Source organism: Bacillus cereus group sp. BfR-BA-01379 (assembly GCF_022663605.1).
Taxonomy (GTDB): Bacteria; Bacillota; Bacilli; order Bacillales; family Bacillaceae_G; genus Bacillus_A; species Bacillus_A mobilis.
Genome location: NZ_JAKUFT010000010.1, coordinates 58,275 through 75,934, shown reverse-complemented (window position 1 = coordinate 75,934; position 17,660 = coordinate 58,275). Strand labels below are relative to the sequence as shown.

Sequence of the window (17,660 nt, the reverse complement as noted above, 5' to 3'; positions counted from 1 at the left end):
TATTTACAAATGCAACTAGACCGTGTTGATCGAAAAATTTTAAATGAATTATATAATGATAGTCGCCTTTCGATGCGCGAATTGGCGAAACGAGTAAACTTATCTGCTCCGTCTACTGCAGAACGTGTTCGTAAACTCGAAAGTGAGGGCGTGATTCAAAAGTACACAATCGATATCGATTATAAAAAAGCAGGACTTGTTTTAGATTGTATTTTAGAAATCACTTTAAAAAATGGTGATACAACACGTATGCAACAGTTTATTCAGTCTTATCCATCTGCAAGTTTTTGTTACCGCGTAACAGGAAGCTTATGCTACATTGTAAAAATTTCTGTTCCTTCACTCGTTGAACTTGAAGAATTTATCAATGATGTTTCCTCATATGCAACGACTGTTTCTCATATCGTATTATCAGAAGTATCTCTTACTCCTGATATTGAACATATCTTCCCAGAAGATTAATTAATTTTTATTCATAAAATATAAAAAAACCCCTTACAATAAGAATAAAAATAATATATTATGTATTAAAATACATAAAGTTCGAGAAAGGGGCTTTACATTGAAAATCTGGTTTTATGAAAAAACGGCACAATTAGATGACTTGCTTGGCATTTGGGATAACGTTCCGACTATCCCTCGAATTGGTGAAAAAGTTGAGATTTTAAAAACAGTCCGTATCGTTACAGATATTAAATATGTAAAGAACGGTAATAATTTTCGTGTAGAAATTATTACAAATTAAAAAGTAGCTCCAAGGAGCTACTTTTTAATTATCTATCAAGTGCTTTCTTTATAACGATTTTATCTTCTTCTACAGATACTGTTACATAATCATTTTCTTCTAACCGAAGCTTATTGACTGCTTCATCCGGTAACTCTACAGCCATCAGTCTATCTGTTACGATCACTTGACTATACGCTTCATTTTCTTGTAATGCATTCACCACTTTTTCCTTATTTATAAATCGTATCGGCGGCACACCAACTTCTTTTACTGTACGCCATTGCTTCCAAACATACGGAGTTAACCAAAGTAAACCAACAACTGTAAGACCGATACCGATCCATAAATTACTTTGCGCTTGTAATTCAGAAATTGAAATTGCACTACTCTCTTCTCCACCGACAAATTGCATACTTGTTGCAATCAAATTATTTAGAGCGTGCACAGCGATATTCGTCCATATATTCTTTGTCTTTATGTATAAAAGACACATTACAACACCAAACATGAATGCACCAATAACATCAAAATGTCCTAAACCAAAAATAAGTGAAGATATGATCACAGCTTTTTTAATTCCCCATTTGTAAGCCATTCGCTGTAAAAAGAAGCCCCTAAAAATAACCTCTTCCATAATAGGTGCTAACACACACGCTGAAATGAAAGTAAATATCGTCATATATATGTTACTCGTATTAATTACGTTTCCGTCTTCTAACATAGTAACTAAGAAATTTGGTAACGTATGTGCTAATATGTAAAATTGAATATGAGATATACCAACTGAAAAAATCATTCCCATTATCGTTGCTAATACAATTAATCCCCACGACAAACGTCCTGGCTTATCAAAAAAACTATTAAATACAACATTATTTTTATTTGTTTTTACGTATAACCAAAATAACGGAAATACAAAAAATACAGTTATTTGTGAAATAACTTCCATCGTATTCTCAGAAACCTTTGCTAGACTTAATGGAATCATCGTAAGGAGCAACCCTATAATCATCCATCCAAAAAAACTGCGTAGCCTTATACGTGAAAATGCATAGTGCATATAGAACACCCCCAAAGATAGTAAAAATAAATGATCTGATAATGAAATTATAATATGAATATAGTTGGAAATCTTCCTATTTTTCTCAAATTCTTTCAAACAACATATAGTAATCATTTTTTCAATTGAAATCTACGAGAAAGTTATGTAATAAAAATCCCCGTTTTTACAAGCGGGGATTTCTTTTATTATAATACGTCACGTTTTTGGAATAATGCACTTGATGCTACAAGTAATACAACAAAGTATGCAGCTACAAGTAATAATGAAGTTGTAAAAGTAAACTCTGTAAATGTTGGTTCCGTTCCGCCACTTACTAGTTTATTGCTATCGTACACACTTAAGTTTAAATGGAAAAACACTACAAATTTAGCTACACCTTTTGCAAACATCATCAGTACCATATTAATTGGTCCTTGTAAAAAGAAGAGGAACATCGTAATAATTAATGGTAATACAGACTTTCTAAATACGTTTGCTAAGAAAAATGCAAGCGTCGCAAAGAAGAATGGTGAAAGTACTTGATATAAAGCAGATTTCATTACGATTCCTAGCGTTAATTCTGTTTTACTACCATCCTTTACAATTCCGCCAATAATCATTGAAATGATCGTGTTAGCAAATATGATAAATACTATAGTAAGTAACACTGTAATATATTTAGAGAATAAAACTGTCATTCGTTTTCTTGGACGGATTAATAATTGCTTAATTGTACCTTTTTGGAACTCATCAGTAATGATACGAGAAGCAATCGTAATTCCAAAAATTGTTGCAAACAAAGTAATTAAACCAATCTCTGAACTTGCAAAATCTAAATATGACCCTTTAAATTCACTTCTGTCTCCCCATTTCAGCATCGCTAAAACTCCCAAAATCTCCAATACTGCAATGACAGCAATTAAAATATACATACCTTTTTTCGCATGCAACTTTAAAAATTCATTTTGAATTAATTTAAACATTACGCTTTCACTCCCCCTGTAATCGCTAAGAACTCATCCTCTAACGTTTTATTTTGAACAGTAACTCCGTATATAAGCACATCGTCATTTACAAGTCGTTTTACCAATTGTGGGATTTCATCTTTCATTACAGATACTGCAATTACATTTTCTTGTGCCTTACCTTTAATGATCTCATTTGCTTTCTGTACTTGATCTACTTCAAACGCTACAACTACTGTCTCATCATGTTTCGCTTGTTCATGTAAGTTGTACTCTTGTACAAACTCCCCTTGCTTAATAATAACGACGCGATCACACATGAGTTCAATTTCACTTAATAAGTGACTTGATACGATTACAGCAATATTCTCTTCTTTCGCTAAACGTTGTAAATAATCACGAATTTGGCGAATACCAGCTGGATCTAGTCCATTTGTCGGCTCATCTAAAATTAAGATTTTTGGCTGATGAAGTAATGCCTGTGCAATTCCTAAACGTTGTTTCATACCAAGTGAATATGTTTTCACCTTTTTATGAATCGCATGCTCTAATTCAACAAGCTTTACAATTTCAGCAATACGCTCTTTACTAATTGGTGTAATTGCCATGTTCGCAAAATGCTTCAAATTTTGCATTCCAGTCATATAATCATATAGTTCAGGATTTTCTACGATCGCTCCAATTTGCTCTAGCGCCCTTTCACGCTCCGTGCGAATACTATGACCACAAATTGTAATATCGCCCTCTGTCATTGATATAAGACCTGTCATCATACGAATTGTCGTCGTTTTACCACTACCGTTCGGTCCAAGAAACCCGTACACTTCCCCTTCACAAACTTCAAATGATAAACCGCGAATAATTTCTGTTCTACCAATTTTTTTTCGAACATTCTCTAACTTTACTACTACATTTCCCAATGTTGATTCCTCCTTTAGACTTCTAGTTTTTTATCGATTATGCGTCCTGTTATATAAACAAGTAAAACAAATATACCGATTGAAAAAGCGATACTATATAAATTCATAAGACTTTCTGGATATAGTATAAGATTTATATCCATTGATTCATCTATATAAACTAACTTCCTAATAAAATTAGATGTAGGTGCAAGTCCGCCTAGCATTTCATATATCATATTGATTACTTTCGTTACGAGTAAAAATATGAAGAAAATAAGTACATACTCCATTTTTTTCTTTTTTAAAGAAAATACTTTAACACCAGATACTGTGAAAAGTAAAACTAACAATATACTTGATAAATTAAATACATATAACACACTACTAAATACTTGTTTTACTATATCTAGCTCAATTGTACTTTCGGTAAATAACATTCCATAGAGTTCTGTACCTTTTATTACTTTCATCGAAATACTATAGACAAATATAGTACCTATCACTTCAAAACACATTAAACTAATTGCCGCATATGACAATATTGCTAAAACAATTTTTTTACCAGATATCGGTGTTAATCGAAATAATGTACTTTCGGTCATTTTCCCAAACGCAGACATTGCCTGCAGTAATACTAATACCGCAAAAATTATATAAACTAAGAATACTAAGGCAATTATAATCATTTGCCTTACTTCTCCTGATTCTTGTTTAATATAATTCCCCATACTTACAAAAGCGACAGCTACAATAAATATGAATGATAATAACGAAATAACAATTTGCTTTTTATTCGCATTGTACATATATATTAAACTGGCCTTCATCTACTAAACACCTCCTTAAACACATCTGTGACAGCTTTTCCTCGTTGGAAACGTAATTCCTCTACATTTTCATGCAGTACACTCTCACCATCTTTTAAAAAGATTACTTCATCAAAAATATTTTCCACTTCTCCGATTAAATGCGTGGCAATTAAAATGGTACAGTCTTCGCGATAAAACTGTAAAATAAGCTCTAATACGTGTTCTCTAGAAACAAGGTCAATTCCGCCAAGCGGTTCATCTAGTACGTATAACTTTGCTTTTCTCGAAAATGTTAAAATAATTTGTAGCTTTTCAACCATACCTTTTGATAAAGCTGTAATTTTTTCTTCTAACGGTATTTTAAATTCCGCAATCGTATCTACCGCTTTTTGAATGTCGAAGTCTTTATAAAAATCTCGATAGAAAAATAAAGAATCTTTTACCGTCATCCAATCATCAAATACTGGTTTATCCGACATAAAAGAAACAATTTCTTTCGTTTCTAATCCGACCTTTTTACCAGCGATTGTAATACTCCCTTCGGAAGGATGCTGCAGACCGGCAATCATTTTCAATAACGTCGTTTTTCCGCTTCCGTTATCTCCAACGAGTCCTATAATTTTCCCTTCCGTAATCTCTATGTTTAATTCACGGATCACTGCTTTTAACCCGTATCTCTTCCATAAGTTTTCTATTTTTAATAACTCTGTCATTCGCTCTCCTCCCTTTTCTCATGTAATGAAGAACGAAGGATTGTAAGAATTTCTTCTTCTGAAAAACCTAAATTGTCCATTCCATCTATAAAAGAATGAAGTAATTCTTTCGCCATCTCTTTTCGCAGCTCCATAATTTTCTCCCCTTCATTCGTTACATATCGTCCCATTCCTCTACGCGTTACAACAACCCCATCCCGTTCCAGCTCTTGAAATGTACGCTGAATCGTATTTGGATTTACTTGTAATTCACTCGCTAATTCACGTACAGAGGGAATTTTATCACCAGGCAATAAATGTCCTGTTACGATTTCTTTTTTTATGTATTCCATTACCTGAATGTAAATTGGTGTATTTGGAGAAAACTCTATTTTCATTTCTTCCCTCCTTTTGTATCAGTGTACTAGTTAAATAATACACCGATACAAAAGGATTGTAAATACCCATTTAATTACAAAAAAGTGCTATCCATTAGCTGGGTAGCACTTTTCAAACAGAAATTGTTATATAAAAATAATAGTGTTATGTAAACAAATTCATAAAGAAAAGCTGTCTTATTCATTGATAAGACAGCTTTTCTTTATAATCATATCTTAAAAATCAAACACGAAGTCATCATCAGATAACTTTTCAACGTTCGTCGCTTTTACGTAACCATTTCCTTTTACAGAGAAGAAATCATGGTTTTTCGTATCTGTACGTAAACCATTTAAAACGATTGGGTTAATTTCTTCTTCTTCAAACTTCGGCTCAAGTCCTAAGTTCATAAGTCCTTTATTCGCATTGTAACGAACGAAACGATTTACATCCTCTACAAGACCGATAGAAGTGTAAATTTCTTCTGTGTATGCCATTTCAATTTCATATAGTTCCATTAATAACTCTTGCGTTTCTTTTTGCACTTCTTGTTGATCTTCTGCAGAAAGTTCCGCGAAGATTTGTTGTGCTAAAATACCGACGAATACGCCGTGAATTGATTCATCACGAATTATTAAGTTAATAATTTCACCACTTGCTGTCAATTTACCTTGACCTGCTAAGTAAAGTGGATAGAAGAATCCACTATAGAATAAGTAACTTTCTAAAAATACACTTGCTACCATTGCCATGTATAACTCTTTTTTCGTTACTTCAGGCTTTAATAAACGACGATAGTAACTAGTAACAATCCCAGCTTTTTTCTCAAGTAATGGATGATTGTCTACCCATTCAAAAATATCATCAATTTCTTCTTCAGTAGCTAACGTTGTGAAAATATGACTGTAACTCTTCGCATGTACTTCTTCCATAGCTCCCATGAAAGCTAATACACTTTTCGCTTGTAAATTTTCAAGATGCACAAGTACAAGTGGCATCCCTTCGCCACCTTGTTTCGTATCTAAAAGTGTTAAACCACCTAATACACGCTTATAAGCAACCTGCTCTTCTTTTGATAATTGTGCCCAAGTATTTTTGTCAGAAGATACCGCGATTTCTTCTTCTGTCCAAAACTGAGCGATGTTTTGCTTCCAAAACATTAAACTAAAATCATCTTCTTTTTTGTTCCAGTTTACCGCACGCATTCAATCGCCCCTTCTCTAAATAAACATGAAAAATTGATAACTAAGCATGAGCAGGGTTCAGAAAACCCTGCTCATGATGTCTCACTTTTTATATTAAACGGTACAAGCTACGCACTCTTCCACGCTTAACTTACGTGTTCTCGTATAATAAAGACTCTTTAAGCCTTTTTTATGTGCATAGATGTAGTAACGTGCTAATTCACGTGTTGAAATATCACTATTAACATAAAGAATTGTACTAATTCCTTGGTCAATATGTTCTTGAATTTCTGCGATTAAATCAATTAATTTAAACTGATTCATATCGTAAGAAGATTTATAGTACCAGAACGTATCCTTTGATAAATACGGCATTGGATAATATGTTGTCGCATTCGCATATGTTCTTGATTCAATTTGACTTACGATTGGCATTACGCTTGAAGTTGCATTTTGAACGTAACTGATAGATTGTGTTGGAGCGATAGCAAGACGGTATGAATTATATAATCCATTCTTCTTCACTTGCTCTTTTAAACTTGTCCAATCTTCTTTTGTTGGAATATGAATTCCATCAAATAGTTGTTGAACTTTTTCAGTTACTGGGCTGTAATCTGTCGTTTCGTATTTTTCAAAGTATGTGCCATTTGCATAATCAGACTTATCGAAGTCTTTAAATGTTTCGCCTTTTTCTTTAGCGATTTCCATACTTTTCTCAATAGAGTAGTAATTTAACATCATAAAGAATGTACGAGCGAACTCTTTCGCTTCAGCACTTTCATATGCAATTTTGTTTTTTGATAAATATCCGTGTAAGTTCATTGCGCCAAGTCCAACTGAATGAAGCTCATCATTCGCTTTTTTCACAGTTGGTGCATTCGGAATGATCGTCATATCAGAAACAGCTGTTAAAGCTTCCATTCCCGCATGAACTGCTTCACGAATTTCTTTATTTTCCATTACATTTACGATATTTAACGATCCTAAGTTACAGTTAATATCACGGCGGATAATGTCATCTGTACCGTAATCATTTATTTCAGAAGTTTCTTGAAGCTGGAAGATTTCTGTCTCGAATGTTCAACCGAGTTCGCTACTCCTCAGTCCGTTGCGCAAGCAACTGCTGTATGTCACCATACAGGACAGACTATATCATCACCTACAGCATTACCTGATTAGGTGCTCCGCTTTTCGAACGCCAATCGCTTGCGCTCTACTCCCCTAAGGGATAGTCGTTAGGCTTTTACTTATCTTAATACTTCAGAAAGTCTCTTATTACTTTATGTTGTCCCATAACTCTGCTATACAAAATAATAAGATACATTCTGAACTTTTATATTTTCATTCTAAGATAAGATTTAGCACGGTAGGTTACCTCAAATTTGAGGCTTTCCCCGTTTAACGGAGTTTTCGACTAGCATTTCTACTAGAAGGTGCTACATATTTAACACAAGTTCGACATCTTCACAGTTCCAATATCCTTCAGTGGATGTTGGTTATTTGCATTTGATTTAAACATTAAGTATGGGTAACCAGACTCAAGCTGAATCATAGCAATTTTAATAAGCATATCACGTGCACTAATATCTAGCGGCTTCTTCTTCACTTTCGGATTGCTCATTAATTCATCGTACATTTCATCGATATCAATATCATCTAAATGCTTTCCGTATTCTTTATACACCGTATAAGGCGCGAAAACATGGAAAGGTTCGTTTTTCTCAGCAAGCTCAAAGAACTTACTTGGAACGATAATTCCGATTGATAGAGACTGAATACGGCTCTTCTCATCGGCATTTATTTTCTTTGTATCAAGGAATTCAATAATATCCCAATGGAAAATGTTTAAGTATACTGCGCCGGCACCTTTTCGTTGGCCAAGCTGATTCGCATATGAAAACGAATCTTCAAGTAATTTCATAACAGGTACTACACCACTTGCAGCATTATCGATACCTTTAATTTGCTCACCACGTGCGCGTAGCTTAGATAAGTTTAAAGCTACTCCCCCGCCGATTTTCGATAATTGCATTGCAGTATTAATGTTAAAGCCGATTGAATTTAAGCTATCATCCATCTCTAACAAGAAACAAGACACCATTTCTCCTCTTCTGCTTCGTCCCGCATTTAAAAAGGTTGGTGTCGCTGGTTGGTAGTTTTGTTTTACAATCATGCTTGCGAAGTGTTTTGCCTTCGCAACATCACCGCGTCCTAAGTATAATGAAACAATTGCTACACGATCTTCATAGCTTTCTAAGTATTGTTTTTGATCATTTGTTTTTAACGCATAATCTTTGTAGAACTTAGATGCTGCCATATAAGATTGGAACTCGAAGTTTTCACCATAAGCGATGTTATATACCTCTTCTACTTCCTCCAAGCTATACTCGTCCAGAACGTTGTAATAGTAATCATGTTCTTTCATATACTCCATTCGCTCTGCCACGCTATTAAAATGAACGGTATTCTCTCTAGCTTCTTCCATAAAGACTTCTAATGCCTCTTTATCTTTATGAAGCTGATAAAAACCGTCCTGCATTTGCGTGATTTCATTATTCAGTTCAATGTGTCGCAATCTCCCGCACCCTTTCCTTAAAATATTCTACATCGTTATTTGTTCCTGATAACTCAAATTTTGATACAATAGGCACTTCATATTTAGCAGAAATTTTGTCAGCACTTGCACCGAACATGTCTCCCCAGTTACGATTGCCGCTTGCAGATACGCCTTTTAATTTTTCATTATTGCGCTCTAAAAATTCTAAAACACGTTCTGGTACATTGCCAAAACCTGTTGTATACGTAATTAAAACAAAGTCTTCATCTATTACTAGATCTTCACCAATTTGAACGGCCGGCATATTTAATTTGTGAATGAAACGCTTCACGTTTCCTGTCATAGAATCATATGCAACTATCATTTCCGACCCTCCCTCTCCAATCTATACTCTCTGTATGTTCCTTCTTGTTTTCTCTATATATTGTATTACGTTTCAAAATAAGACACAAGATATATGTATAAATTCTTTCTTTTTTTAAATTTTACTTTTCGACAAGATAGTCGATTTTTTTCAATACAATGACTATGAAACAACATTCTAAAACTCATGTCAATAAAGTGCTTTTCAAAAAAGTTGTCAACGAATTTAACCTTATTTTTTAAAAAGTTACCAATATATTTTGTCATAAAACGGCAAATGCTGGAGGAATATATTTCTCCAGCATCACGCAAAAAAGAACAGACATGAAACGATAATCTGTTCTAAAAAACGATTACATTTATCAATTTTACTTTATTAAATATTATACATATACTTTTGGCTCGCGTTACATACTAAAAGATAACTATTATAGAAAAAGATTATTATTATGGAAATTCAACTTATTTATGAAAAGATTATTCAGAGTGCTCAATACGCAAAATATCTTTTACAAATATATGATGTGGATTTTCATCTTTATCAATCATTGTACATACAGGAGCTTCTTCATCAAAGTACACAATCATTCCTTCTACGTACTGATATGTATGTTGAACTTGTACAGTTACTTTAATTTCTATAGCCTCTTCATATGCTCTTTTTATTTTTCGAAGCATTTTTTCCGAACACTTTCGTTTCTCTGGGTACATAACCATCCCCATAAACCTATTGCCGGCTCTGTCTTTCCACATATAATCCCAATGCGGTAATATGCCTTGTTTAAAATCGCCCATAATTCTCCTCCCCTATATTCTTCTAGTTACGAACGTGGCGTTTCTGAATATGTATAAATTACTTGTCCGCCGCGCTGCGCGTTCCCAATAATATGTTTAAAATCTTCACGCCCTACTACAACTTTCCTAAACGTATAAAATACATCTTTCGTTGCAACATACTCCTTTATTTCACCATTTTTCAGCTGATCCAAAATTGTATTTGCTAATTGCTCATCCATGTATTTCACCTCTATGCAATATTTTATTTTATCGTATATTCTTTAGGTCAACAACTGTAAAATTATCCAGATGCTATACCTTCATTTCATTTTCAATATTTCGCAAACGATATCACTTTACTATATGTCCACTAAATATCATATACTAACATAGCTACTTCTCTATATCAAACATTTCGACATTCAATTATGCAAAGTTCCATACCACTATGCTACAATATACAAATAGAACTAGGAGGGATACTATGATTCGGAAAGCAAAAAAGACAGATGCGAAGCTAGTAGCGCCTTTATTGTATAACGCTCTGCACGAAATTGCTGAAAAAATCACTGGTAGCACAGTTGAGACAGAAGTATTACTAGGACTTGAAACATGGTTCTCAAAAGAGAGAAATCGACTGAGCTACGAAAACTGTTTTGTATATGAACAAGACGGGGATGCAGTTGGGGTTATTGTCGCTTATCACGGTAGTGAAGCAACAACGCTTGATACACCAATTGTACATTACTTAAGAGAATTACATAAAGATGAATCGATTACGTTAGAAAAAGAAGCTGAACTTGATGAATATTACATTGATACATTATCAGTTTCAAGTGCATATGGCGGAAAAGGCATTGGTTCTAAATTAATTGAAGCTGCTGAAATCCATGCAACTGAAAAGGTGTATGAAAAAATTGCATTACTTGTTAATTTAGAAAACAAACGTGCCTATTCACTATACGAGAAACTAGGTTATAAAAAAGATCAAATCGTTATGCTCGTAGGCGAACCTTATGCACATCTCGTAAAAACATTAAACATCAAAGTTTCTATATCTTAAAAAGAAAGCACACGATTTATATAAATCGTGTGCTTTTATGTTAAATTTGTATGTAATGCATTACCACCCATCACTTCGTGGAATGTATAGGTTGTACATCCCCATGGCTTCCTATGTAAAATAGGAGAACCAGACCATCCCATCGCTCTCAGTTCCGCCCCAACCATTGCATGAATGTAATTATGACCTATAAGAGCAATACTTCCGTGTACGAGGGCGTAACGATGTAATAAGTAAGCCGCTTGCCTTGCCCTCTCTCTTACTTCCTTATAAGACTCAACATCTTTATGGTAACCAAGTATCCATAATGTTCGTCCGATAAACATCCATACGTTAGGTTTACACTTCAACCCTTTCGGAGCATAAAAACTCGTCGGAACTTCCGCTTCCCTAAAAAGAGAATTTTGCATAAAGGATAAAGAATTCATTAATTCAGCTGCTGACTGTACAGCACACCTTTGATCACTCGTTACAATCAATTTTGCTGCTTCAACAGCTTCCTTTGTTTCCATTGGTACAGTTGCTTGTTCTGTTGTAGTATGTAAGTCATATCCTTTCATCCATTCATGAAAGGATGTAACCGTCATTGGTTCTATAGTACGATCTAAGCGACCATGACGAATAAAAGAAATCTTCATTCTTTCCACTCTCCATTCATCACTTACGAACTCTATTATGTACTATTTTTAAATATCATACCACGCAAAAAAAGAAAGTTATACACCTTTACATGTCCCCGCCACTCTCATTTGTGACCCCAGCATGTATACCATCCATCCCATCAAAATATGTAGTCGTTTCATGATGACGAATCTTTTTTAAATTTATATAAGAAAATACAAATAAAGTTAATGCTATAACACTCCCCACAAATTCAAACATCATTTTACCGCCTCTAATTTCTCCCACTTTAGTAGGTTATTGTATATTTTTTATTATAACCCTATATAAAGATGTTCGCATTTAAACCATTCTTTTTTCTATTAACATGGAGTTCTTGCATATTTTCTTACAAAATGTGAATATTTTTCGAATTTTTACTTTGGAAACATTTACAAACTGGACAATATGGTTCAAAATAGGAGGAAATAAAAAAAAACCAAAATTATTCTTTTTTGGGAAAACTGTAACAAGGAGAGTTGCTTATGCAGATCGCAGAAACTGGAGATATCATTGAATTTAAAGGTGGAATGCAAGGCCGTGTTCAAAAAGTAAATCAAAACTCCGTTATTGTAGATATAACAATTATGGAAAATTTTAGAGAACTAGATATGGAACCTCTTACAGTTGTAAGTCATAAAAACTATACTGTCATTAATCAAAATGCATAATATAATAGAAAGAAAGGATCTGTATAACATACAGATCCTTTCTTTCTATTATATATTAACGATTATCAATTGTTTCTGGATATAGATCATGGTTCATCATGCGGTAGTCTGCCATTTGTTCATATTTCGTTCCTGGGCGACCATAGTTGCAGTAAGGATCAATTGAAATCCCTCCACGTGGTGTGAATTTACCCCATACCTCAATGTAACGTGGATCCATTAATTTAATTAAATCATTCATAATAACGTTCATGCAATCTTCGTGGAAGTCACCGTGATTGCGGAAACTAAATAAATATAGCTTTAAAGATTTACTCTCTACCATTCTTTGTTCTGGAATGTAGCTAATATAAATTGTCGCAAAATCTGGTTGGCCTGTTTTCGGACATAAACTTGTAAATTCAGGGCAATTGAATTTCACAAAATAATCACGGTTTGGATGATTATTATCAAACACCTCTAAAATTTCTGGGCTATATTCAAATAAATATTTTGTATTTTGATTTCCTAGTAACGTTACATCTTTTAAATCTTCATCTAATCTTCCTGCCATTTTAAACATCCCTTCTCATTATACTCCGCGTTTATTTCCCCATACTAACGCATGCAGCTGCGGCAATACTTTTGCATCATTCATCTCTTTACAGTTTACAGCTTTATCAATAAGCCACTCATACTTATCTAATAATTTCTTAATCAGCATCGCATCATCCACTGTTTTTGTATCATCATTCCCTACTTGTAAGAAAAATGGTACATCTGGATAACGTTCGTGCATCTTAACTGCATACTCAAAGTCATAGTCGTCAAATACTACTACCTTTAAACTAATATCTTTTCCTGCTAGTTTCTGAATAACAGCATCTAACTTTTGAAAATCAGTATTCATTGCCGAACTTGGTGGTTTTGGAGAAATCGTTATCTCATCAATTTGAAGTAACCAATCTTGCCATTTACTTCCTTGCGTTTCGATTGCCGTCCGCATTCCATTCTCTTTTAATATAAAAAGAAGAAACTCAATATTTTTCAACAATGCTGGATTTCCACCTGAAATCGTAACATGAGAAAAATTTTCGCCACCAATTTCTACAAGCTCATTCCAAACGTCCTCTGCTGTCATCTGTCTAATTTGATCCTTAGCCGATCCATCCCACGTAAAAGCAGAATCACACCATGCACAGCTATAATCACAACCTGCTGTACGGATAAACATCGTCTTTTGTCCCACAACCATTCCTTCACCTTGAATAGTCGGACCAAATATTTCCAAGACAGGGATTTTACTCATCGAGCATCCACTCCCGTCTTACTTCCGCATAACTAGTTGGCGTCTCAAAAAGACGAACAAATTCAACGCGAGCTCCTTTATATTCGTTCGCACGATTATCTTTTATTAATGCTTCTGCCATCTTTTCGTAAATCCAAACGACCATGTTCTCAGCAGTCGTATTCATCGCTGGTAACGTTTCGTTTAAATAACGATGGTCTAAATAAATTTCTATTTCATTCTTCCAAATTTCTTTTATATCTCCAAAGTCAATCGCAAGACCTATTTCATTCACATATCCGCTAATACCAAATACAACTTTATATGTGTGACCATGTAAGTTTTTACATTTCCCTTCATAACAGTGTAAATGGTGTGCTGCATCAAATGTAAATTCCTTGCTGACCATTACTCTTTTATTATGATATTTAAGCTGTTTACGCTGAATATCCTTGTCCATTTTTTGCAAATCTTCTACGATGCGAAATCCAAAGAAGTTATCCATTAGTTACTCGCTCCTTCGCGTTCTTGTAGGTACGTATCTAATCCTGCTTTACGAAGTTGACATGCTGGACATTCACCGCAACCATCACCAATGATTCCGTTATAACATGTTAATGTTTTTTCTCGAACAAACTCGAATGCTCCAAGTTCATCTGATAATTTCCATGTTTCCGCTTTATCAATCCACATAAGTGGTGTATGAATTACGAACGGATAATCCATGGATAAATTTAAAGTAACGTTTAACGATTTCACAAACACGTCACGGCAATCTGGATAACCACTAAAATCAGTTTCACATACACCCGTTATAATATGACGTGCCCCAACTTGTTTTGCTAATACAGCAGCAAATGATAAGAATAGTAAATTTCGTCCATCTACAAACGTCGATGGCAATTCACCTTCTTCATGTGTAATCTCCATATCCGTTCTCGTTAACGCATTTGGAGCAAGTTGATTTAATAGACTCATATCTAGTACCGTATGTTTAATTCCTAGCTCTTTTGCAATTTCCGCTGCACAATCAATTTCTAGCTTATGACGTTGATTGTAATTAAACGTTACAGCCTCTACTTCTGCAAACTGCTCTATTGCCCAAAATAAACATGTCGTACTATCTTGTCCTCCACTAAAAACAACAACTGCCTTTTCTTTTTTCATTTCACTCATTCTCCTTCTCTACTACGAATAAGAAGAAAGAACGTTCTTGAACTGTCACAATAAAAAAACAAAACAATACCTAAAGATATTGTTGTTTCCATAGTTTTTTATAGAGGGAGTTCGCGAACCTCTCCCGCGCATTGCACGGAATTCCTTCTTTCATTGACAAAGCTTATTGTAACATATTGTATACTACCAGAAAAAATTTCTGATTTTTCCGCTATTTCTCATTTCATTTCTTGCATTTTATAGTATGATTAATTTAATGTGAGAAGAGAGGAGGCATCCTACTGAAACCCTTTATTATTTATCTCTTTTTAAATATATTATTCATCCTTGTTACCATGCTCGTATTCCATTTATTTTGGAATCAAAAAGGGAAACGCTCTCCTAAATTAAATTCAGCTATATTTATTACATTGTGTTGCCTCACTACCGTACTATGTATTACTTTCGGAGCAAAAACAAATTATGGATTTCAATTTGATATGCGTCATATCGTATTAGTTGTCGGTACATTAACCGGAGGTCCTATTGCCGGTGGATCAATATTAGTGGTATTAAATATATACCGCTTCTTATTAGGAGGAATAGGTGTTTTCCCATCGCTTATCGGTTCTATCCTTCTATTTATTGTTCTACTATTTACATACAAATTTTTCAATCGAACTTCTAATCGTATAAAAATAATACTTGCTATTATCTACAGTCTCACATACGGATTTAGTTGGATACCTTTCTTCCTTTCAAAGGTTACAAATAAGGCTGATTATATACCACATATTATTGTGTATGAGTTATGTACGATACTTGGTACCATCCTTATTTTATATTTATTACACATATTACAAACTCAAGTCCGTCTACAAAACGAACTTATGAATGCTGAAAAATTTCATTTAATTGGTGAAATGGCAGCATCCATCTCTCATGAAATTCGCAACCCATTAACTTCAACGAAAGGATTTTTACAACTTTTACAATCAGATACATGCACTGAGCAAGAGCGAAAATTATATATCGACATAGCCATCAACGGAATCGAACAAGCAAACCATGTTCTTACAGATTATTTAACCTTTGCAAAACCAAGTATTGAAAAAGAACAAAGATTACAGTTAGAAGAAGAACTATTACATGCATTATCGCTAATTACACCGCTTGCTAATTTAGCAAATGTGCGTACTCATTATATAAAGCAAAGTACTTCTTTTTTTATCGCGGGAGAAAAACAAAAACTAAATCAATGCTTGTTAAATATTTTAAAAAACTGCATTGAGGCCATGCCAAAAGGCGGTGATCTTTATTTCACATTAGTTCCTGATCATAAGCATATTCAATTATATATAAAAGATACAGGAGTTGGCATGGATCAAGAACAAGTAAAACGCCTTGGATCCCCTTTCTACTCAACAAAAGACAAAGGGACTGGTCTTGGAATGATGGTCGTATTCAGTGTTGTGCAAGCTATGAATGGAAAAATTGATATTATAAGTGAAAAAGGGACTGGTACAACCTTTTTATTAACTTTTCCACTCATACAAAAAACGTGATGAAAAAATCATCACGTTTTTTCTGTTCCTTCAACTAATTCAGCAAAGGCTTTCACTTTTCCATGTGGTTTTTGATTTTCTTTACGTGCTTTCCAAGCGCGCTCTTCTTCTTTCTTTTTCTTGGACATACTTTTCAACTCCTTCTTTTCTTTCTCCATGTAGTATTCCAAAATAAGAAAGAAAACTATGCACATATAAAAAAGAAGTGGTCTCCCACTTCCTTCTAATTATCGCTGTAAAATTGCGTGTTTCGCCTCTTTTAACTGCGTAAGATGTCTTTGTTCATGCAAATCAAGAAATTGAACCCACTGATACAAATTCAGATCATTAAAAACAGGATGCTTTAATCCATTTTCAAATAGATCTTTTTCATCTATTACACTATGAAGCGCGTGTAGTAGTTCTTGCCGTGAATGTTCTAGTAATTGAATTCCTTGCTGTTTTTTCATTAACGTTTCTGTTGGTTCCATCTGCTGAGGAGCTTCTCGTTTATGTGTGCGATCAAGCGTAAGTTGGAGGTCTTTAAATGGAGTCGTGTTTCTTTCATTTTTTTGTAAAGCATATACAAGGGCAGACGTGACAGATTGTTCAACTAAATGTAAATGATGCAAAATTTGAATAATACTCCATTTATCTCGGCGCGGCTTTACATTCACTTCTGTATCATTTAACATTTCAATTTCTGATAATAGCGTGCTTCGGGTAGACTGTAACGAGTTCACCAAACTTTCTAAACTCACATCCATATTAGATTGAAGCATACTTCTTTCCCCCCTTTTTGTTGGTGAAAAGAGGTGCTCCTTATTAGAAACACCTCTTTAGTATTCTGAATTTTCTTTTATTATCTCATCATTTTCTCGTTATGTCGATGTTAAACATGTGA

At 34.1% G+C, this 17,660-nt stretch carries 24 protein-coding genes, 1 pseudogene and 1 riboswitch; of the genes and pseudogenes, 5 read left to right on the top strand and 20 right to left on the bottom strand.

Going from position 1 to position 17,660, the window contains the following annotated elements:
* Window positions 1–9: 9 nt before the first annotated feature.
* Both MR113_RS06225 and MR113_RS06220 read left to right on the top strand, forming a co-directional pair.
* Window positions 10–462 carry an Lrp/AsnC family transcriptional regulator gene (locus MR113_RS06225; protein ID WP_001175498.1) on the top strand — a complete coding sequence of 151 codons (453 nt, stop codon included), beginning with the start codon at window positions 10–12 and terminating at the stop codon, window positions 460–462.
* Window positions 463–562: 100 nt separating this feature from the next.
* On the top strand, window positions 563–745 hold the full coding sequence (locus MR113_RS06220; protein WP_000707104.1) for a DUF3913 family protein: 183 nt from the start codon (window positions 563–565) through the stop codon (window positions 743–745).
* A 28-nt stretch (window positions 746–773) separates the two neighbouring features.
* Here MR113_RS06220 and MR113_RS06215 read toward each other — a convergent pair whose 3' ends face one another.
* The 12 genes and pseudogenes from MR113_RS06215 to MR113_RS06160 form a co-directional block, all read right to left on the bottom strand.
* Entirely contained in the window at window positions 774–1,787 is a 1,014-nt protein-coding gene (locus tag MR113_RS06215; RefSeq protein ID WP_242252412.1) for a CPBP family intramembrane glutamic endopeptidase, read from the bottom strand.
* 188 nt (window positions 1,788–1,975) lie between these two features.
* Window positions 1,976–2,752, bottom strand: a complete 777-nt coding sequence (locus tag MR113_RS06210) for an ABC transporter permease (RefSeq protein WP_242252408.1) — start codon at window positions 2,750–2,752, stop codon at window positions 1,976–1,978.
* A complete protein-coding gene (locus MR113_RS06205) occupies window positions 2,752–3,654 on the bottom strand; it encodes an ABC transporter ATP-binding protein (RefSeq protein WP_242252406.1) in 903 nt (300 codons plus the stop codon). The genes MR113_RS06210 and MR113_RS06205 overlap by 1 nt, the downstream gene beginning before the upstream one ends.
* A gap of 14 nt (window positions 3,655–3,668) precedes the next feature.
* Entirely contained in the window at window positions 3,669–4,463 is a 795-nt protein-coding gene (locus MR113_RS06200) for an ABC transporter permease (RefSeq protein WP_242252404.1), read from the bottom strand.
* On the bottom strand, window positions 4,460–5,158 hold the full coding sequence (locus MR113_RS06195; RefSeq protein WP_000137713.1) for an ABC transporter ATP-binding protein: 699 nt from the start codon (window positions 5,156–5,158) through the stop codon (window positions 4,460–4,462). The genes MR113_RS06200 and MR113_RS06195 overlap by 4 nt, the downstream gene beginning before the upstream one ends.
* On the bottom strand, window positions 5,155–5,535 hold the full coding sequence (locus MR113_RS06190; protein ID WP_000687513.1) for a GntR family transcriptional regulator: 381 nt from the start codon (window positions 5,533–5,535) through the stop codon (window positions 5,155–5,157). The genes MR113_RS06195 and MR113_RS06190 overlap by 4 nt, the downstream gene beginning before the upstream one ends.
* Window positions 5,536–5,751: 216 nt before the next feature.
* Window positions 5,752–6,720 (bottom strand): class 1b ribonucleoside-diphosphate reductase subunit beta, encoded by a 969-nt coding sequence (gene nrdF / locus MR113_RS06185; protein ID WP_242252401.1) that lies wholly within the window; start codon window positions 6,718–6,720, stop codon window positions 5,752–5,754.
* 93 nt (window positions 6,721–6,813) lie between these two features.
* Complete coding sequence (locus tag MR113_RS06180; protein WP_306472068.1) at window positions 6,814–7,764, bottom strand: ribonucleotide reductase large subunit; 951 nt, start codon at window positions 7,762–7,764, stop codon at window positions 6,814–6,816.
* Window positions 7,765–8,146: 382 nt separating this feature from the next.
* Window positions 8,147–9,274: pseudogene (locus tag MR113_RS06175) on the bottom strand (ribonucleotide reductase N-terminal alpha domain-containing protein); the annotation flags it as partial.
* Entirely contained in the window at window positions 9,261–9,620 is a 360-nt protein-coding gene (nrdI, locus tag MR113_RS06170) for a class Ib ribonucleoside-diphosphate reductase assembly flavoprotein NrdI (protein ID WP_000634376.1), read from the bottom strand. The gene nrdI and the pseudogene MR113_RS06175, both read right to left, overlap by 14 nt.
* Window positions 9,621–10,096: 476 nt before the next feature.
* On the bottom strand, window positions 10,097–10,414 hold the full coding sequence (locus MR113_RS06165) for a hypothetical protein (protein ID WP_088029065.1): 318 nt from the start codon (window positions 10,412–10,414) through the stop codon (window positions 10,097–10,099).
* 26 nt (window positions 10,415–10,440) lie between these two features.
* Window positions 10,441–10,635, bottom strand: coding sequence for a hypothetical protein (locus MR113_RS06160; RefSeq protein ID WP_000344283.1), 195 nt, complete (start codon window positions 10,633–10,635; stop codon window positions 10,441–10,443).
* A 245-nt stretch (window positions 10,636–10,880) separates the two neighbouring features.
* Between MR113_RS06160 and MR113_RS06155 the strand changes: the two genes are divergently transcribed.
* Window positions 10,881–11,459 carry a GNAT family N-acetyltransferase gene (locus MR113_RS06155; RefSeq protein WP_063261904.1) on the top strand — a complete coding sequence of 193 codons (579 nt, stop codon included), beginning with the start codon at window positions 10,881–10,883 and terminating at the stop codon, window positions 11,457–11,459.
* A 35-nt stretch (window positions 11,460–11,494) separates the two neighbouring features.
* On the opposite strand, the gene MR113_RS06150 is transcribed toward MR113_RS06155, so the two are convergent.
* Window positions 11,495–12,097 carry a histidine phosphatase family protein gene (locus tag MR113_RS06150; protein WP_242252398.1) on the bottom strand — a complete coding sequence of 201 codons (603 nt, stop codon included), beginning with the start codon at window positions 12,095–12,097 and terminating at the stop codon, window positions 11,495–11,497.
* An 88-nt stretch (window positions 12,098–12,185) separates the two neighbouring features.
* Window positions 12,186–12,341, bottom strand: a complete 156-nt coding sequence (locus MR113_RS06145; protein ID WP_063261962.1) for a hypothetical protein — start codon at window positions 12,339–12,341, stop codon at window positions 12,186–12,188.
* A gap of 263 nt (window positions 12,342–12,604) precedes the next feature.
* On the opposite strand from MR113_RS06145, the gene MR113_RS06140 reads away from it, so the two are divergent.
* Window positions 12,605–12,790: a YkvS family protein gene (locus tag MR113_RS06140; protein WP_001165081.1), complete on the top strand. Its 186-nt coding sequence runs from the start codon at window positions 12,605–12,607 to the stop codon at window positions 12,788–12,790.
* A gap of 55 nt (window positions 12,791–12,845) precedes the next feature.
* Here MR113_RS06140 and queF read toward each other — a convergent pair whose 3' ends face one another.
* From queF to queC, 4 genes are read right to left on the bottom strand one after another with little or no spacing between them, the layout of a single operon-like run.
* The gene (queF, locus tag MR113_RS06135; protein ID WP_000918895.1) at window positions 12,846–13,343 is read right to left on the bottom strand and encodes a preQ(1) synthase; all 498 of its coding nucleotides are present in this window, start codon (window positions 13,341–13,343) and stop codon (window positions 12,846–12,848) included.
* An 18-nt stretch (window positions 13,344–13,361) separates the two neighbouring features.
* Entirely contained in the window at window positions 13,362–14,078 is a 717-nt protein-coding gene (gene queE / locus MR113_RS06130) for a 7-carboxy-7-deazaguanine synthase QueE (protein WP_242252397.1), read from the bottom strand.
* Window positions 14,071–14,562: a 6-carboxytetrahydropterin synthase QueD gene (gene queD, locus MR113_RS06125; protein WP_242252396.1), complete on the bottom strand. Its 492-nt coding sequence runs from the start codon at window positions 14,560–14,562 to the stop codon at window positions 14,071–14,073. The genes queE and queD overlap by 8 nt, the downstream gene beginning before the upstream one ends.
* Window positions 14,562–15,224 carry a 7-cyano-7-deazaguanine synthase QueC gene (queC, locus tag MR113_RS06120; RefSeq protein ID WP_242252388.1) on the bottom strand — a complete coding sequence of 221 codons (663 nt, stop codon included), beginning with the start codon at window positions 15,222–15,224 and terminating at the stop codon, window positions 14,562–14,564. The genes queD and queC overlap by 1 nt, the downstream gene beginning before the upstream one ends.
* 93 nt (window positions 15,225–15,317) lie before the next feature.
* A riboswitch (PreQ1 riboswitch) is annotated at window positions 15,318–15,361 on the bottom strand.
* Between the two features lie 207 nt (window positions 15,362–15,568).
* On the opposite strand from queC, the gene kinB reads away from it, so the two are divergent.
* Window positions 15,569–16,777, top strand: a complete 1,209-nt coding sequence (gene kinB, locus MR113_RS06115) for a sporulation sensor histidine kinase KinB (RefSeq protein ID WP_242252377.1) — start codon at window positions 15,569–15,571, stop codon at window positions 16,775–16,777.
* A gap of 11 nt (window positions 16,778–16,788) precedes the next feature.
* Here kinB and MR113_RS06110 read toward each other — a convergent pair whose 3' ends face one another.
* Window positions 16,789–16,905, bottom strand: a complete 117-nt coding sequence (locus MR113_RS06110) for a DUF6254 family protein (protein ID WP_000038254.1) — start codon at window positions 16,903–16,905, stop codon at window positions 16,789–16,791.
* Between the two features lie 99 nt (window positions 16,906–17,004).
* The gene (locus MR113_RS06105) at window positions 17,005–17,538 is read right to left on the bottom strand and encodes a DinB family protein (protein WP_242252367.1); all 534 of its coding nucleotides are present in this window, start codon (window positions 17,536–17,538) and stop codon (window positions 17,005–17,007) included.
* Window positions 17,539–17,660: the final 122 nt, after the last annotated feature.

Bases quoted from the DNA above. Each gene is read 5' to 3' on its own strand.
- MR113_RS06225 (WP_001175498.1), top strand. From the start codon at position 10: ATGCAACTAGACCGTGTTGATCGAAAAATTTTAAATGAATTATATAAT.
- MR113_RS06215 (WP_242252412.1), bottom strand. From the start codon at position 1,787: ATGCACTATGCATTTTCACGTATAAGGCTACGCAGTTTTTTTGGATGG.
- MR113_RS06210 (WP_242252408.1), bottom strand. From the start codon at position 2,752: ATGTTTAAATTAATTCAAAATGAATTTTTAAAGTTGCATGCGAAAAAA.
- MR113_RS06200 (WP_242252404.1), bottom strand. From the start codon at position 4,463: ATGAAGGCCAGTTTAATATATATGTACAATGCGAATAAAAAGCAAATT.
- MR113_RS06195 (WP_000137713.1), bottom strand. From the start codon at position 5,158: ATGACAGAGTTATTAAAAATAGAAAACTTATGGAAGAGATACGGGTTA.
- MR113_RS06190 (WP_000687513.1), bottom strand. From the start codon at position 5,535: ATGAAAATAGAGTTTTCTCCAAATACACCAATTTACATTCAGGTAATG.
- nrdF (WP_242252401.1), bottom strand. From the start codon at position 6,720: ATGCGTGCGGTAAACTGGAACAAAAAAGAAGATGATTTTAGTTTAATG.
- nrdI (WP_000634376.1), bottom strand. From the start codon at position 9,620: ATGATAGTTGCATATGATTCTATGACAGGAAACGTGAAGCGTTTCATT.
- MR113_RS06165 (WP_088029065.1), bottom strand. From the start codon at position 10,414: ATGGGCGATTTTAAACAAGGCATATTACCGCATTGGGATTATATGTGG.
- MR113_RS06160 (WP_000344283.1), bottom strand. From the start codon at position 10,635: ATGGATGAGCAATTAGCAAATACAATTTTGGATCAGCTGAAAAATGGT.
- MR113_RS06155 (WP_063261904.1), top strand. From the start codon at position 10,881: ATGATTCGGAAAGCAAAAAAGACAGATGCGAAGCTAGTAGCGCCTTTA.
- MR113_RS06150 (WP_242252398.1), bottom strand. From the start codon at position 12,097: ATGAAGATTTCTTTTATTCGTCATGGTCGCTTAGATCGTACTATAGAA.
- MR113_RS06145 (WP_063261962.1), bottom strand. From the start codon at position 12,341: ATGTTTGAATTTGTGGGGAGTGTTATAGCATTAACTTTATTTGTATTT.
- MR113_RS06140 (WP_001165081.1), top strand. From the start codon at position 12,605: ATGCAGATCGCAGAAACTGGAGATATCATTGAATTTAAAGGTGGAATG.
- queF (WP_000918895.1), bottom strand. From the start codon at position 13,343: ATGGCAGGAAGATTAGATGAAGATTTAAAAGATGTAACGTTACTAGGA.
- queE (WP_242252397.1), bottom strand. From the start codon at position 14,078: ATGAGTAAAATCCCTGTCTTGGAAATATTTGGTCCGACTATTCAAGGT.
- queD (WP_242252396.1), bottom strand. From the start codon at position 14,562: ATGGATAACTTCTTTGGATTTCGCATCGTAGAAGATTTGCAAAAAATG.
- queC (WP_242252388.1), bottom strand. From the start codon at position 15,224: ATGAAAAAAGAAAAGGCAGTTGTTGTTTTTAGTGGAGGACAAGATAGT.
- kinB (WP_242252377.1), top strand. From the start codon at position 15,569: ATGCTCGTATTCCATTTATTTTGGAATCAAAAAGGGAAACGCTCTCCT.
- MR113_RS06110 (WP_000038254.1), bottom strand. From the start codon at position 16,905: ATGTCCAAGAAAAAGAAAGAAGAAGAGCGCGCTTGGAAAGCACGTAAA.
- MR113_RS06105 (WP_242252367.1), bottom strand. From the start codon at position 17,538: ATGCTTCAATCTAATATGGATGTGAGTTTAGAAAGTTTGGTGAACTCG.